The following is a 16,179-nucleotide window of genomic DNA, read 5'->3' as shown; positions in this document are numbered from 1 at the left end:
GGTGACGGCTGTCGAGGGCTGGGAGGACGTCCCGGCGGAGGTGCGCAGGCGGCACGCCGAGCTGTCGGTGGAGATCACCGACCACCGCGCCCGCTACTACGAGCAGGACGCGCCGGTCGTCAGCGACGCCGAGTTCGACGCGCTGATGCGCGAGCTGGAGGGGATCGAGGCCGAGCACCCGGCCCTGGTCACGCCGGACTCGCCGACGCAGCGGGTCGGCGGCGCCCCCACCGCGCTGTTCGCCGCCGTCGAGCACCGCGAGCGGCTGCTCAGCCTCGACAACGCGATGGACGACGAGGAGTTGGGCGCCTGGGCCGACCGGGTCGCCACCGAGCTGCACGGCATCGACTACCACTACCTGTGCGAGCTGAAGGTGGACGGCCTGGCCGTCAACCTCACGTACGAGAACGGCCAGTTGGTGCAGGCGGCGACCCGTGGCGACGGCCGGGTCGGCGAGGACATCACCGCCAACGTCCGCACCATCAAGGAGATCCCGCACCAGCTCGCGGGCGAGAACGTCCCCGAGCTGGTGGAGATCCGCGGCGAGGTCTACTTCCCGACCGAGGCCTTCGACGCCCTCAACGCCTCCTTCGCGGAGGAGAACGAGCGCCGCCGGCAGGAGAACGAGGAGCGCGCCAAGGAGGGCAAGCGGCCCCGGGCGATGATCCGGCTGTTCATGAACCCCCGCAACGCGGCGGCCGGTTCGCTGCGCCAGAAGGACCCGCACGTCACCGCCTCCCGCCCGCTGCACATGGTGGTGCACGGGATCGGCGCCCGGGTCGGCTTCGAGATCGACAACCAGTCGCACGCGTACCAGCTGCTGCACGACTGGGGCCTGCCCACCGCCCGGCACAACAAGGTGGTCGGCACGCTCGCCGAAGTCCGGGCCTTCATCAAGCACTTCGGCGAGCAGCGGCACTCCGTCGAGCACGAGATCGACGGCGTCGTGGTCAAGGTGGACGAGATCGCCCTGCAGGGCCGGCTCGGCGCGACCTCCAAGTCCCCGCGCTGGGCGATCGCCTGGAAGTACCCGCCGGAGGAGGTCACCGGCAAGCTGGCCGAGATCAAGGTCGGCATCGGCCGCACCGGCCGGGCGACCCCGTACGCGGTGCTGGCCGAGCCGGTGAAGGTGGCCGGCTCGATGGTGCAGTACGCGACGCTGCACAACCAGCAGATCGTCAAGGCCAAGGACGTGCTGCTCGGCGACACCGTGGTGCTGCGCAAGGCCGGTGACGTCATCCCGGAGATCCTCGGCCCGGTCTACGACCTGCGGGACGGCACCGAGCAGGCCTTCGTGATGCCCTCGCACTGCCCCGAGTGCGGCAGCGAGCTGCGTCCGATGGCCGAGGGGGACATCGACCTGCGCTGCCCCAACGCGCAGTTCTGCCCGGCCCAGATCCGCGAGCGGATCGCCTTCCTCGGCGGGCGGTCCTGCCTGGACGTCGAGGGGCTGGGCTACGTCGCGGCCACCGCGCTGACCCAGCCGCTGCAGCCGGCCGAGGCGCCGGTGCGCAACGAGGGGGACGTCTTCGGGCTGACCGAGGAGCAGCTGCTGCCGATCAGGGTGCTGGTGCGCGACCAGAAGACCGGCATGCCCAAGCTGGACGACAAGACCGGCGAGGAGAAGGAGGTCTTCTTCTTCGCGACCACCAAGGGCGAGCCGAAGAAGTCGCTGCGGACGCTGCTGGACAACCTGGAGGCGGCGAAGGACCGCCCGCTCTGGCGCTTCCTCAACGGCCTCTCGATCCGGCACGTGGGGCCGGTCGCGGCGCAGGAGCTGGCCCGCGAGTTCCGCGACCTGGACCGGATCTTCTCGGCCACCGAGGAGGAGCTGGCGGCGGCCGAGGGCGTCGGCCCGACCATCGCGCGCTCGATCAGGGAGTGGCACGAGGAGGAGTGGCACCGCGACATCCTGGAGAAGTGGCGTGCCGCCGGCGTCCGCTTCGTCGAGGAGTTCGCGGACGAGGAGGAGGCGGAGCGCCCGCTGGAGGGCCTGACGGTGGTCGTCACGGGCACGCTGGCCGGGCACACCCGGGACGGTGCGAAGGAGGCGCTGACCTCGCGGGGAGCGAAGGTGACCGGATCGGTGTCGAAGAAGACCGACTTCGTGGTCGCCGGTGACAACCCCGGGTCCAAGTACGACAAGGCCGTTCAGCTCGGCCTGCCGGTCCTCGACGACGCCGGCTTCGCCGTGCTGCTCGCGGACGGGCCGGCCGCGGCCCGCGCCCACCTGGGGCTGCCCGAGCCGGAGGCGGCGGCCGAGGAGCCGAAGGGGGACGCCCCGGCCGGGTCCTGACCCCCGGACGGACGGAGTTCCGACCCGATCAACACATGGCCGAATCCGTCTTGTTATCGTCCTGATGCAACGTCACCGGGTGCCGCATCGTGAAATCGGGCATTGTTTCACCGTGCGGTACCCGGCGCGGTGGCGCGTTTCCGGTTGTCCGAAAGTCTGCCCACCGGGTGGACCCCGGCATACCCTGGAGCGCAACAGAGTGTCAGCAGGGGTGGGGGCACCGGCTGAGCCGGGGCTCCTCGGGGTCGCTCCATGCCCGGCAGCTGTCGGTACCGGCACGGTGCCTCACCGTTAAGGCGGCCTGACGGGGCGGGCCCGACGGAGGACAGGGCTTATGGATCGTACGACCGGCGGCGCTCCCACACGCCCGCCGCAGGGGGTGGCAGGTGCGGTCCTGCTGCTCGGCGTACTGCTGGCCGGTGCTGCGCCGCTCATCCCGCTCGCCGTCCTGGTCTACCGGTACGAACCCGAGCTGTTGCCGCTGTTTGCGGTGCCCCTCGCCGTGCTGGTCGCGGCCTGGCGGATCGCCCGGGACCGCGCCCGCGACCAGCTCACCGACCCGCTCACCGACCTGCCGAACCGTCAGGCGTTACTCCTGGCGGCTCAGGAGGCGATCGTCGCGCACGGCGAGAAGTGCAGCGTCGGTCTGATACTGCTCGATCTCGATCGGTTCCGATCGCTCAACGACACGCTCGGACACACCGCGGGCGACCGGCTGCTGGTGCACATCGCCCGCCGCCTGCACCGCGCGCTGCGCTCCGGCGGCCCGGCCGGCAGCGCCACCCGGGAGTCCATCGACGACGTCTTCGCCGGCCTGCCCCGGTACTACCGGCGCGGCCGGCCCATGGTGGCCCGGATGGGCGGCGACGAGTTCGCCGTCCTGCTGCCCGGCATCAACTGCCCGGACAGCCTGGAGCGCGTCGCCAAGGCGCTCATCGCCGAACTCGCCGCGCCGATCCGCCTCGACGGGCTGCTGCTCGTCCTGGAGGCCAGCGCCGGGGTCTGCGTCTACCCGCAGCACGCCCAGGACGCCGAGGCGCTGCTGCGCCGCGCGGACGTCGCGATGGGCCATGCCCAGCGCGGCTGCAGCGGCGTCGCCCAGTACGACGAGGCGCAGGACGTCGACACGCCGTACCGGATCGGGCTGCTCGGCGACCTCCGGCGGGCGCTGGAGACCGGCGAGGTGCAGCTGCACTACCAGCCCAAGGTGGCCTTCGACGGCCGGGTGGTCGGCCTGGAGGCGCTGCTGCGCTGGGAGCGGCCCGGGCAGGGCAGGGTCTCGCCGGACGAGTTCGTCGGGCTCGCCGAGTCCAGCGGCCTGATGCCCCGGCTCACCGACTACGTGCTGGAGGCGGCGGTCGGCCAGCTCGCCAGCTGGCGCCAGGAGGGCCTGGAGGTGCAGGTCGCGGTGAACGTCTCGCCGCGCGACGTGCTCAACCCCGGCTTCGCCCAGCGCGTCGCCGGGCACCTCGTCCGGCACCGGGTGCCGGCCCACGCGCTCCAGCTGGAGATCACCGAGCGGCTGCTGCTGGACGACTCCCGCCGCGCCGCCGACACCCTGGCCGAACTGCGCGGCTACGGCGTCGGGATGTCCCTGGACGACTTCGGCACCGGGCACTCCTCGCTGGTGCGGCTGCGCAGCCTGCCGGTCGGCGAGCTCAAGATCGACCGCTCCTTCGTCTCCCGGATGGTCGCCGACGACCACGACGCGGCGGTGGTCCGCTGCTCGGTGGAGCTCGCCCACTCGCTCGGGCTGACGGTGGTCGCCGAGGGCGTCGAGGACGACGAGACCTGGGAGCGGCTGCACGGGCTGGGCGTGGACGCGGTGCAGGGCTGGCTGGTGTCGGCCGCGCTGCCGGCCGAGCAGGCCACCGCCTGGCTGCGGGTGCACCGCACGGCCGGCGCCCCGCCGGTGGAGCGGCTGGGCATCGCCCCGGCCGGTTCGCCGGTCACCCGGCCGGTGAACCAGCCGGGCTGCGGGAAGCCGGCGATCCAGCCGGTGGCGCAGCCGCTCGCCCAGCCGGTGGCGCAGCCCGCGGCCGCCGCCGTCCAGCCGGTGCTGCCGCCCGTCCTGCCGCCCGTGATTCCGCCGGCCCGGCCCCCGGTCCTGCCGCCGGCCGCCGCCGCCCAGCACGTCCCGCTCGTTCCGCACCTGCCGAGCGGCAGGCAGGTCCAGCACGCCCCGCACGTCAACCACCTCCCCGCGGCGCCGCGGCCCCAGCCGGTGTCCGCCGCGCAGCTGGAGTTCAAGGCGCCCGGCGCCCAGGGGTGGGCCCGCGTGCGGCCGCAGTAGACCGCCCCGGGTGTCGGCCGGCCGTCGGTCGGCCGGCGCCCCGGGTGGGTCGGGGAGCGGGGGCGGGGCCGTGCGCGGCCGCGGTGACGCGGCTCCGGGGTCACTCGTTGGCCGGTGGCCGGGCCGCGCCCCATAGGATGGGGTCCAAAGACCACGAGGACGGAGCGCCGAACCCGGCTGCTCCTGCCCGGGCCCGGCACGCCGGCAGGCGCCGCCGGGCCTCACCAGAACTCACCCTGAGGATCGCTGCATGCCTGGCATCACGCGCGAGGAGGTCGCCCACCTCGCCCGGCTGTCGCGTCTTGAGCTGAAGCCCGAAGAGCTGGACCACTTCGCCGAGCAGCTCGACGTGATCATCGGCGCGGTCGCCCGCGTTTCCGAGGTCGCCGGACAGGACGTCCCGCCGACCTCCCACCCGCTGCCGCTGACCAACGTCATGCGCGCGGACGAGGTGCGGCCGTCGCTCACCCCGGAGCAGGCGCTGTCCGGCGCCCCCGCCGCCGAGGAGCAGCGTTTCCGTGTGCCGCAGATCCTCGGGGAGGACTGACCGAGATGACCGAGATGATCCCCACTCCGATCATTAAGTGGACAGCCGCCGAGACGGCCTCCGCCATCGCCAAGGGCGAGGTGTCCGCCGTCGAGGTCGCGCAGGCGCACCTGGACCGCATCGACGCCGTCGACAAGAAGGTCAACGCCTTCCTGCACGTGGACACCGAGGGCGCGCTGAACGCCGCCAAGGCCGTCGACGAGAAGCGCGCCAAGGGCGAGGAGCTGGGCCCGCTGGCCGGTGTCCCGCTCGCGCTGAAGGACGTCTTCACCACCAAGGGCATCCCGACCACCTGTGGTTCGAAGATGCTCGAAGGCTGGATCCCGCCGTACGACGCCACGCTGACGAGCCGTCTCAAGGACGCCGGCGTGGTCATCCTCGGCAAGACCAACATGGACGAGTTCGCGATGGGCTCCTCCACCGAGAACTCGGCCTACGGCCCGACCGGGAACCCGTGGGACCTCACCCGCATCCCCGGCGGCTCCGGCGGCGGTTCGGCCGCCGCGCTGGCCGCCTTCGAGGCCCCGCTGGCGATCGGCACCGACACCGGCGGCTCGATCCGCCAGCCCGGCGCCGTCACCGGCACGGTCGGCGTGAAGCCGACCTACGGCTCGGTGTCCCGCTACGGCCTGGTCGCCTTCTCCAGCAGCCTGGACCAGGGCGGCCCGTGCGCCCGTACGGTGCTGGACGCGGCGCTGCTGCACGAGGCCATCGCCGGGCACGACCCGCTGGACTCGACCTCGATCGACGCGCCCGTCCCGGCCGTGGTCGAGGCCGCGAAGATGCGCGACATCCGCGGCATGCGGATCGGCGTCGTCAAGGAGTTCGCCGGCGAGGGCTACCAGGCCGGCGTGATGCAGCGCTTCAACGAGTCGGTGGAGCTGCTGCGCGAGCTGGGCGCCGAGGTCGTCGAGGTGTCCTGCCCGTCGTTCACCCTGGCGCTGCCCGCGTACTACCTGATCGCGCCGAGCGAGTGCTCCTCCAACCTGGCCCGCTTCGACGCGATGCGCTACGGCCTGCGGGTCGGCGACGACGGCTCGCGCTCGGCCGAGGACGTCACCGCGCTGACCCGTGAGGCCGGCTTCGGCGACGAGGTCAAGCGCCGCATCATCCTGGGCACCTACGCCCTCTCCTCGGGCTACTACGACGCCTACTACGGCTCGGCCCAGAAGGTCCGCACGCTCATCTCGCGGGACTTCGACACGGCCTTCGCCGGCGTCGACGTCCTGGTCTCGCCGACCACGCCGACCACCGCCTTCCCGATCGGCGAGCGCGCCGACGACCCGATGGCGATGTACCTGGCCGACCTGTGCACGATTCCGTCGAACCTGGCGGGCAACGCGGCCATGTCGCTGCCGGTCGGCCTGGCGCCGGAGGACAATCTCCCGGTCGGCCTGCAGATCATCGCGCCCGCGATGGCGGACGACCGCCTGTACCGCGTGGGCGGCGCCGTCGAGGCCGCACTCAACGACAAGTGGGGGCACACCCTGCTGGAGGAGGCACCGGCACTGTGAGCAAGATCGAGAAGGCCAAGGGTTGGAAGCACTCCAAGCCCGGTCTGCTGCTGTCCATCGGCACCAGCGCGTTCGGCGCGATCTCCATCGTCAAGGACGTCCGCAGCGCCCGCGACGAGAGCGACACCCTGAAGCTGGTCAACGCCCTGGTCGGCGCCGCCGCGCTGATCACCGGCACGGCGCTGCTGGTGCGCGAGCTGCGTCAGCTCGCCTCCGACGACGTGCTGCAGGGCTGACGCCCCCGGTCCGGCCGCCGCGCGACGCGGCGGCCGGGCCCGTACCTCCCGAGTCTTTAGTTGAGAAGGGACGCTGTGAGCGTCATGAACCTGGTCTCCTACGAGGACGCTCTCGCGTCGTACGACCCGGTGATGGGCCTTGAGGTCCACGTCGAGCTCGGCACCAAGACCAAGATGTTCTGCGGGTGCTCGACCGAGCTGGGCGCCGAGCCGAACAGCCAGACCTGCCCGACCTGCCTGGGCCTGCCGGGCTCGCTGCCGGTGGTCAACGCGGTGGGCGTGGAGTCGGCCGTCAAGATCGGTCTGGCGCTGAACTGCGAGATCGCCGAGTGGTGCCGGTTCGCGCGGAAGAACTACTTCTACCCGGACATGCCCAAGAACTTCCAGACCTCGCAGTACGACGAGCCGATCGCCTTCAACGGCTACCTCGACGTGCAGCTGGAGGACGGCTCGACCTTCCGCGTGGAGATCGAGCGCGCCCACATGGAGGAGGACACCGGCAAGTCCAGCCACGTCGGCGGGGCCACCGGCCGCATCCACGGCGCGACCCACTCGCTGCTCGACTACAACCGGGCCGGCATCCCGCTGATCGAGATCGTCACCAAGCCGATCGTCGGCGCCGGCGAGCGTGCCCCCGAGGTCGCCAAGGCGTACGTGGCCGAGCTGCGCGAGGTCATCAAGTCGCTGGGCGTCTCCGAGGCCCGGATGGACAAGGGGCAGATGCGCTGCGACGTCAACCTGTCGCTGCGCCCGAACGGCACCGAGACCTTCGGCACCCGCTCGGAGACCAAGAACGTCAACTCGCTGCGCAGCGTGGAGCGGGCCGCCCGGTTCGAGATCCAGCGGCACGCGACCGTGCTGACCGACGGCGGCACCATCGTCCAGGAGACCCGTCACTTCCACGAGGAGGACGGCAGCACCACCTCGGGCCGGATCAAGGACAACGCCGAGGACTACCGCTACTTCCCCGAGCCGGACCTGGTGCCGATCGCCCCCGCCCGCGAGTGGGTCGAGGAGCTGCGCGCCGGTCTGCCGGAGCTGCCGCGGGTGCGCCGCGCCCGGCTGCAGGCCGAGTGGGGCCTGTCCGACAAGGACATGCAGTCGGTGCTCAACGCCGGTGCGGTGGAGCCGATCCAGGAGACCATCGCGGCCGGTGCCCCGGCCGACCAGGCCCGCAAGTGGTGGATGGGCGAGCTGGCCCGCCGCGCCAACGAGACCGGCACTGAGCTGGCCGAGCAGCCGATCACCCCGGCGCAGGTCGCCCGGGTGGCCGCGCTGGTCGCCGAGGGCAAGCTGAACGACAAGCTGGCCCGCCAGGTCATCGAGGCCGTGCTGGCCGGCGAGGGCGAGCCGGACGAGGTCGTCGAGAAGCGCGGTCTGGCCGTGGTCTCGGACGACTCCGCGCTGGGCGCGGCCGTCGACCAGGCCATCGCCGAGAACGAGGCGATCGCCGCCAAGATCCGCGACGGCAAGGTCGCCGCGGTGGGCGCGCTGGTCGGCGCGGTCATGAAGGCCACCCGCGGCCAGGCGGACGCGGCGCGCGTGAAGGACCTGATCCTGGAGCGGCTTGCCGCGGAAGGCCAGTAAGCACAGCCTGGAGAAGCTCGGCGCTGCCTGAGCCCGGGTATCCCGAGCGTCCTGAGGGGTCCTAGGCCGTCAAGCCCGCCTTCCTAAGGCATCTAAGGCGTCTAAGGCCCTCTAAGTAAGGCCTAAGGCCCTGTCTCACCTCCAGATCGAGGTGAGGCAGGGCCTTAAACCTTTTCCAGGGCCCGATCTAAGGCATCCCGCCTTCGAAACATCGGGCAGGCTCCCGATGTGGCACCCCCTCCTGGGAGAGGAAGCTCTTACATGTCAGGGAAACGCAGTGAAACCCACAAAGGGGAACCCGAAGTGATCGAGTACCAGCTCATCCAGCACCAGGCCCACGAGCTCGCCGAGCGCGCCGAACACGAGCGCCTGGTGCGCGAGGCCCGCCAGGCGCGACGCCTGCAGCGCCGTCCCGTCGCCGCGCGCTTCCAGCGCCGCCCCGTGAAGCAGCGGGAATGCTGACCGCCGGGCACCGCGAAGGTGCCGAGGACATCCCGGAGGGGGAGACGCCGAACGGCGCCTCCCCCTCCGGGCGTTCGCCGCGGGTGAATACCCCTCTCACCGGCGGCTCCGGCTATGGCATGCTCGCCTCCATGCAGCAGATATCGGTCAGTCCCGTCTTCGTCGGCCGCGGCAGCGAGATCACCGAGCTGACCGACGCGCTGCGGCGGGCCGGCACCGGTAGCCCGCAGGCCATCCTGATCGGCGGCGAGGCGGGCGTCGGCAAGACCCGGCTGCTGGAGGAGTTCCTGTGCCGGGCCGGCGACGCCGGTGCGCTCACCACCCTGGGCAGCTGTCTGGAGGTCGGCGCCGAGGGCCTGCCGTACGCGCCGCTGGCCGCCGCGCTGCGCCGGCTGCACCGCGCGCTGGGCGCCGAGCTGGAGGGTGCCGCCGCCGGCAGCGAGGGCCATCTCGCCCGGCTGCTGCCGGAGTTCGGCGAGGCGGACGGCGAGCCGAACGACGAGTACGGCCGGGCCCGGCTGTTCGAGCACACCGCGAGGCTGTTCGAGCGGCTCGGCGCGGACCGTACCCTCGTCCTGGCCATCGAGGACCTGCACTGGTCCGACCGCTCGACCCGCGAGCTGTTCGCCTTCCTGGTGCGCACCCTGCACCGCTCCCGGGTGCTGCTGGTCGCCACCTACCGCACCGACGACCTGCACCGCCGGCACCCGCTGCGCCCCTTCCTCGCCGAGCTGGAGCGGCTGCGCACCGTCCAGCGGCTGGAGCTGGCGCGCTTCGGCCGCCGCGAGGTCGCCGCCCAGCTGGCCGGCATCCTCGGCACCACCGCCCCCGACCGGCAGCTGGTGGACCGCATCCACCGCCGCTCCGAGGGGAACCCGTTCTTCGTCGAGGAGTTGGCCACCGCCGTGCAGGACGGCGTCGGCGCCGGGCTCACCGACTCGCTGCGGGACATGCTGCTGGTGCGGGTCGAGGGCCTGGACGAGGACGCCCAGCGGGTCGTGAAGATCGCCGCCGAGGGCGGGTCCCGGGTCGAGCACGCCCTGCTGGCGGCCGTCCTGGCCGACGACGAGGAGGCGCTGATCGAGTCGCTGCGGGCGGCGGTCGGCGCCAACATCCTGCGGCTGGACGGTGACGGCGAGGGCTACTGCTTCCGGCACGCGCTGGTCCGCGAGGCCGTCTCGGACGACCTGCTGCCGGGCGAACGGCACCGGATCAACCGCAAGTTCGCGCTCGCCGTGGAGGCCGAGCCGCTGCTCGTCCCGGGCGACGCGCTGCCCGCACGGCTCGCCAACTACTGGTACCACGCGCACGACCCGGCGCGCGCCCTGCCGGCCGCCCTGGAGGCCGCCCGCGCGGCCCGCCGCCGCAATGCCTTCGCCGAACAACTCGGCATGCTGGAGCGGGCGTTGGAGCTGTGGGACGCGGTCTCCGAGGAGGTGCTGGCGAACACCCTGCGGCCGTACGACTGGGCCGAGACCTACCCGCCCGGCTCCTGCGACCACGGCGCCGACGACTGCGAGAGCATCCAGCTCGTCGACGTGCTGGCCGAGGCCGTGGTCGCGGCCCGGCGCAGCGGCGACCGCGAGCGCGGCCTGAGCCTGGCCCGGCGCGGGCTGCGGCTGGTGGACGAGGCGGCGCACCCGCTGCGCGCGGCCTGGTTCCACATCAACCGGTCCCGGATGCTCGACAGCCTGCGGCGGTCCGGCAGCAACGAGGAGATCGACTACGCGCTGCGGCTGGTCGAGCACCTGCCGCCGTCCGCCGTGCAGGCCGACGTGTTCGCGCTCAGCGCCGGGCGCGGGGTGATCAAGGGCCCGGGGCCCGAGCACATCGAGCTGGCGGAGCGGGCGATCCGGATCGCCGAGGAGGTCGGCGCGCACTCGGTCGAGCTGCACGCCCGGATGACCCTCGGCTACCTGCGCTACGACGTGCTGGGCGACACCGAGGGCGGGCTGGCCGAGCTCGCCGGCGCCGTCGACCGGGCCCGCACCCTGGGCGTGCCCGACGTGCTGCTGCGCGGCATCAACAACCTCGCCAACATGCGGCGCGGGCTGGGCCGGCCCGAGGAGGCGGTCGCGCTGGCCCGGGAGGGCCTGGAGTTCGCGGACGGCAACGGGCTGCTGCGCAACATCGGCAGCATCCTGTCCGGCAACCTGCTGGAGGCGCTGGTCGACCTCGGCCGGCTCGACGAGGCCGCGGAAGTGCTGGCCGCTTGCGAGGCGACCGGGCTGACCGACGGCCATGTCGAGTTCCTGGACCGGATACGCGGCGACCTCGCCCTGCTGAACGGTGACCTGGCGGGCGCGGCGACCGCGCTGGCCCGTGCCCGGGCCAGCGACCGGCAGGGCGAGGTGCAGCACACCGTGCCGATCAGCCGGCTCGCGGTGGCGCTCGCCGCGCACGGCGGGCGGCCGCTGGACGCCCGCGCCGAACTGCTCGCCGAGCTGGGGCGGGAGCAGCGGCTCGGCTACGAGTCCGACGTCTACCCGCTGCTGGTCGAGGGCGCGACGGTGGAGGCGGACAACCGGGGCCTGCCGCAGGCCGGTCCGGGCCGCGCCGAGGCGCTGGCCGCGATCGCCGCGGCCGCCGCCGAGCTGCGGCCGCGGGCGCCGCTGCACCACGGCTGGGCCCGGCTGCTGGAGGCCGAACTGGCCCGGGCCGAGGGCGCCGACACCCCGGAGCAGTGGGCGGAGGCGGTCGCGCTGCTGCGGACGACCGGCCTGCCGCACCCGCTGGCGCTCGCCCTGGCGCGGGCCGGCGAGGCGGAGCTGGTCGCCGGCCGGCGCGAGGCCGCGGCCGAACTGCTGCGCGAGGCCCGCGAACTGGCGTCCGGCCGGGGCGACCGGCTGCTGGCGGCGCGGATCGCCGGGCTGGTCGAGCGGGGCGGGCTGGACCTCGCCGCGGGCGAGCGGCCCGCCGCCGCGGCGGCGCCCGCCCCCTCGGTCGGGGACTCCTTCGGCCTCACCCCCCGTGAGCGGGACGTGCTCCGACTGCTCGCGCGCGGCTGGACGAACCGGCAGATCGCCGAGGAGCTGTACATCTCTCCGAAGACCGCAAGCGTGCACGTGTCCAACATCCTCGGCAAGCTCTCGGTCGCCGGCCGGGGCGAGGCGGCCGCGCTGGCGCACCGGTTGCGGTTGTTCCCGGACGACCTGGCCCCCGCCGGCAGCTGACCGGCGCCCCGGAACGGCCCCTGACCTGGACGGTCGGGGGCCGTTCCGGTTGTTCGAGCGCCGCCGCGCGCTCCCGTGCGCGTCGCGTGAGCCCCCGCCCGCGCGCCGCCGCCAACCGGGCCGATCCGCTCGAATCGGATGCATCACCCCACCCACTCGCCATTACTCTAAGTTGAGTGTGCGTGTCATTGAGTGACGGAATTGGTGTAGGGTCCCGTCCGGGAGCATCGGTGCGGTGCGGTGGCCGACCGGCCGCCCGCCCCCTGGGCCGCCGTCCTGACGGGGCGCCGGGTCGCCGCGTACGGCCGAGAGGTGCGCGGCCGGTGGTCCGCGACCGGGGCGCCGGGCCCCGGGTCGGAGGGGGAGAGGTCCAGTGAGCTCCACCGATACGGTGCTGCCCGGAGCCGGACGCCCGGGCCCGCCGACCATCGAGGGGTCCGCGCCCGTCGACGCGTCCGCGCCCGGCCCGGCCGCCGCCCCGCCGCCCGTCCGCCCGGGGGTGCTGCGCCGGTTCCGGCACAGCCGCGCGCTGCCCGGCCTCGTCCTCGGCGGCCTCTGCGGAGCCTACGCGCTGGGCGCCGCCGCCGACTGGGGCTCGCCCCAACTCTCCATCTTCATGGGCGACTTCGGGCTGGCCGCGGCGGCCCTCGCGGCCGCCCTGTCCTGCCTGGTGTACGGCTGCACGGTCGGTGGGCACGCCCGCCCGGCCTGGCTGCTGTTCGGCCTCTCCTCGCTCATGGTCGCCTTCGGCAACGGCACCTGGGGCTGGTACGAGCTGGTCGTGCGCAGACCGCTGCCGCAGGACTCGCTCGCCGAGTACGCCTTCCTGCTGTTCGCCCCGCTCGCGATCACCGGCGTCCTGGTGCTCGCCCAGCACCCCCGCTCGGCCGCCGGCTGGCTCTGCCTGCTGCTCGACGGCTGGCTGATCGCCGGCTCGCTGTTCACCCTCAGCTGGAGCCTGGCCCTCGGCCGGATCGCGGCCGGCGAGAACGGCTCCCCGCTGCACATCGCGCTCAACCTGGCCTACCCGGTGCTGGACATCCTGCTGGTCAGCCTGGTGGTCGGCCTGCGCTTCGGCGGCCGCGACGGCAACCGGGCGGCCGTGCACACCGCGATGGTCGCGCTCGCCGTCACCGTCCTGTGCGACGCGCTGTGGACCTCCCCGACGCTGCACAACAGCTACCACTCCGGCGAACTGCTGGACGCCGGCTGGTTCTCCGGCAGCCTGCTGCTCGCCTGGGCGCCGTGGTCCCCGCGCTGGCGCCGCCCGCTGCGCGAGCACCCCTCGGCCGGCGGCCTGCCGCGCCGCCGGGTCGCCACCACCTTCAGCGCGCTCACGCCGTACGCGGCGGCCGCGGTGTGCACCGCCGGGATCCTCTACAACGCCCTCGGCGGGCGGGAGTTGGACCGCGTGGTGGCCGCCGCCGCGTGCACCGTCGGCCTGGCGCTGATCCTGCGGCAGGGGGTGATGCTGCTCGACAACCTGTCGCTCGCGCAGGAACTCGCCCACAAGGAGGCGCACTTCCGCTCCCTGGTGCAGGGCTCCAGCGACGTCATCATGATCGCCGGCGCGAACGGCGTGCTCTCGTACGTGTCCCCGGCCGCGCTCGGCGTCTACGGGCGGGACCCGGAGGAGCTGGTCGGCGGCAACCTGCTCGACCTCGTCCACCCCGAGGACCTGGACCGGGTGCTCTCCGAGGTCCGTCGCTACCTCGCCCGGGTCCGGCTCACCGCGCACCGCAGCCCCGGCACCGCGGAGTCCTCGGCCCGGGTGGAGTGCCGGATCGGCTCCGGCGGCGGCGAGTGGCTGCACGTCGAGTCCACCGTCAGCCGGCACCGCGACGGCCTGCTGCTCAACAGCCGGGACGTCACCGAACGCGTCATGCTGCAGGCCCAGTTGCAGCACAACGCCTTCCACGACCCGCTCACCGACCTGCCCAACCGGGCGCTGTTCACCCAGCGGCTGCGCGGCGCCCTCGGCGCACGCGGACAGCAGAACGAGGCGGGGGCCGGCGTCGCGGTGCTCTTCCTCGACCTGGACGGCTTCAAGGCCGTCAACGACAGCGCCGGCCACCAGGTCGGCGACGAACTGCTCGTCCGGGCCGCCCGCCGGCTGAAGGGCGCCGTCCGCAGCGGGGACACCGTCGCCCGGTTCGGCGGCGACGAGTTCGCCGCGCTGGTCTGCGGCCCGCTCGGCCGCCTCCAGGTCCAGGAGCTCGCCGAACGGCTGCGGGTCGCGCTCTCCGAGCCGTACTGGATCGGCGGCGCCGAACTCGGCGTCGCCGCCAGCATCGGCATCGCCTTCGGCACCCCCGAGCGCGGCCCGGCCGCCGACCCGCGGGCCGCCGCCGACGAGCTGATGCGCAACGCCGACCTCGCGATGTACCGGGCCAAGTCCGAGGGCAAGGGCCGGGTGGTGCTCTACACCCCGGCCATGCGCGCCGACCTGGAGCGCCGCAGCGAGCTGGACGAGCGGCTGCGGGTGGCCGTCCGGGAGGGCGGCTTCACGCTGCTCCACCAGCCCGTGGTGGACCTCGCCACCGGCTCGGTCGCCGGCGTCGAGGCACAGGCCCGCTGGCGCTCGGCGGGCGGCCTGCTGCTCACCCCCGCCGAGTTCCTGCGCTCGGCCGAGCACGGCGACGCCGCCACCCGCTTCGCCCGCTGGCTGATCCAGGAGGCCGTCGCCGCGGCCGCCGGCCGGCGCGGCCTGCCCGGCCGGGGCCGCGGCGCGCCCGCGGCCGTCCCGGTGGCCGTCCGGCTCTCCGCCGAGCGGCTGTGCACGCCCGGCGTGTACGAGACGGTCGCCGCCGCGCTGCGCGACACCCGGCTGCCGGCCGACGAACTGGTGATCGAGGTGGCCCGGATGGGCCCGGACGCGACCGCCGACGAGCTCGGCCGCCGGCTCGCCGCGCTGCGCCGGCTCGGCGTCTCCACCTGGCTGGCCGGCTACGGCGCCGGCGGCGGCTCGCTCGGGGCGCTCGCCCGGCTGCCCTTCGACGGGCTCAAGCTGGACCGCACCCTGGTCCAGGACCTCGGCGGGTCCGCGGTCGGCCGCACCCTGGCCGGGCACGCCCTGCGGCTCGGCCGCGACCTCGGCATGACCACCGCCGCCGAGGGCGTGGACCTGCCCCGGCAGCTCGCCGTCCTGCAGGAGCTGGGCTGCCGGCAGGCGCAGGGCTCGGTGTTCGCCCCGCCGCTGGACGAGCCCCGGCTGCGCCGCGCCCTGGCCCGCCGCGGCTACCCGGTGCCCCGGCAGCCCGGCGCGCCGCCCGCCCGCCGCGTGCCGGCCGCCCCGGACACCCGGACGAGTGGCCGTACCGAGGCCGCGCCGGGGCGTGGCGCAGGCCGCCAGGAGCCCTCCGACCTGCCCGAACACCGGGCCGCCGGCGGTCCGGCAGCCGGTCCGAATGGCGAGACGGTCATCCCACCTGCTTGACATGCGACCCCGGACCGGAGGAAGGTCGTTGCCATGCGCACCCGAATTCTCGTACTTGGCGGGCGCGTCGGCTGAGCGGGCTTCCAAGCCCCGCTCGTGACAGACCGACGCGCCACCCCTCGCATGCCCTTGGGCACGAGGGGTTTTTTGTTGCACCGACGCTGTTCGATCCCCGCAAGACCCCCGCCTCGACCGCCCGATTCGGCCCGATTCGTGAGATTCGGCCGCTTCGGGAGGAGGATCGAGGCAGAGCCGGCGATCGGCCCGGACCGGGACCCCACCCCTCGCACCACCGGGGCCCGTAGCACCGGGTCGGCAGAACCCGAGAAGAGACAGGCAGATGACTGAGCACGCCGCATCCCCCCGCCGCGGGGACGCCCCGGCCGCCCACGCTCCCGCTCCCCAGCACGTCGTCGAGACCATGACCGGCGCCCAGTCGCTCATCCGCTCGCTGGAGGCCGTGGGCGCGGACACCGTCTTCGGCATCCCGGGCGGGGCCATCCTTCCCGCGTACGACCCGCTGATGGACTCCGCCAAGGTCCGCCACATCCTGGTCCGGCACGAGCAGGGCGCCGGCCACGCCGCCACCGGCTACGCCCAGGCCACCGGCCGGGTCGGGGTCTGCATGGCCACCT

General features: G+C 73.9%; 9 protein-coding genes and 1 pseudogene. All 10 read left to right on the top strand.

Going from position 1 to position 16,179, the window contains the following annotated elements:
* The first annotated feature begins 1 nt into the window (after position 1).
* Positions 2 to 2,296, top strand: a complete 2,295-nt coding sequence (ligA, locus tag VM95_RS23380; protein WP_045700022.1) for an NAD-dependent DNA ligase LigA — start codon at positions 2 to 4, stop codon at positions 2,294 to 2,296.
* Between the two features lie 373 nt (positions 2,297 to 2,669).
* Positions 2,670 to 4,286: pseudogene (locus VM95_RS23375) on the top strand (putative bifunctional diguanylate cyclase/phosphodiesterase); the annotation flags it as partial.
* Positions 4,287 to 4,839: 553 nt separating this feature from the next.
* On the top strand, positions 4,840 to 5,136 hold the full coding sequence (gene gatC / locus VM95_RS23370; protein WP_030057414.1) for an Asp-tRNA(Asn)/Glu-tRNA(Gln) amidotransferase subunit GatC: 297 nt from the start codon (positions 4,840 to 4,842) through the stop codon (positions 5,134 to 5,136).
* A gap of 14 nt (positions 5,137 to 5,150) precedes the next feature.
* Positions 5,151 to 6,650, top strand: a complete 1,500-nt coding sequence (gene gatA, locus VM95_RS23365; protein WP_107073064.1) for an Asp-tRNA(Asn)/Glu-tRNA(Gln) amidotransferase subunit GatA — start codon at positions 5,151 to 5,153, stop codon at positions 6,648 to 6,650.
* A complete protein-coding gene (locus VM95_RS23360) occupies positions 6,647 to 6,886 on the top strand; it encodes a hypothetical protein (protein ID WP_045700020.1) in 240 nt (79 codons plus the stop codon). Before gatA ends, VM95_RS23360 begins: the two co-directional genes overlap by 4 nt.
* Positions 6,887 to 6,961: 75 nt before the next feature.
* Positions 6,962 to 8,473 (top strand): Asp-tRNA(Asn)/Glu-tRNA(Gln) amidotransferase subunit GatB, encoded by a 1,512-nt coding sequence (gene gatB, locus VM95_RS23355; RefSeq protein WP_045700019.1) that lies wholly within the window; start codon positions 6,962 to 6,964, stop codon positions 8,471 to 8,473.
* Between the two features lie 303 nt (positions 8,474 to 8,776).
* A complete protein-coding gene (locus VM95_RS42715; RefSeq protein ID WP_157882173.1) occupies positions 8,777 to 8,935 on the top strand; it encodes a hypothetical protein in 159 nt (52 codons plus the stop codon).
* A gap of 131 nt (positions 8,936 to 9,066) precedes the next feature.
* Positions 9,067 to 12,108 (top strand): helix-turn-helix transcriptional regulator, encoded by a 3,042-nt coding sequence (locus tag VM95_RS45290; RefSeq protein WP_279616848.1) that lies wholly within the window; start codon positions 9,067 to 9,069, stop codon positions 12,106 to 12,108.
* A gap of 499 nt (positions 12,109 to 12,607) precedes the next feature.
* Positions 12,608 to 15,544, top strand: coding sequence for a putative bifunctional diguanylate cyclase/phosphodiesterase (locus tag VM95_RS23345; RefSeq protein WP_045700052.1), 2,937 nt, complete (start codon positions 12,608 to 12,610; stop codon positions 15,542 to 15,544).
* Positions 15,545 to 15,884: 340 nt separating this feature from the next.
* On the top strand, positions 15,885 to 16,179 hold a 295-nt coding region (locus VM95_RS23340), incomplete at its 3' end, for a thiamine pyrophosphate-binding protein (RefSeq protein WP_244178911.1).

Source organism: Streptomyces rubellomurinus (assembly GCF_000961885.1).
GTDB lineage: Bacteria > Actinomycetota > Actinomycetes > Streptomycetales > Streptomycetaceae > Kitasatospora > Kitasatospora rubellomurina.
The sequence above is the reverse complement of the archived record's forward strand: the minus strand, read 5'-3'. Positions and strand labels throughout refer to the sequence as shown.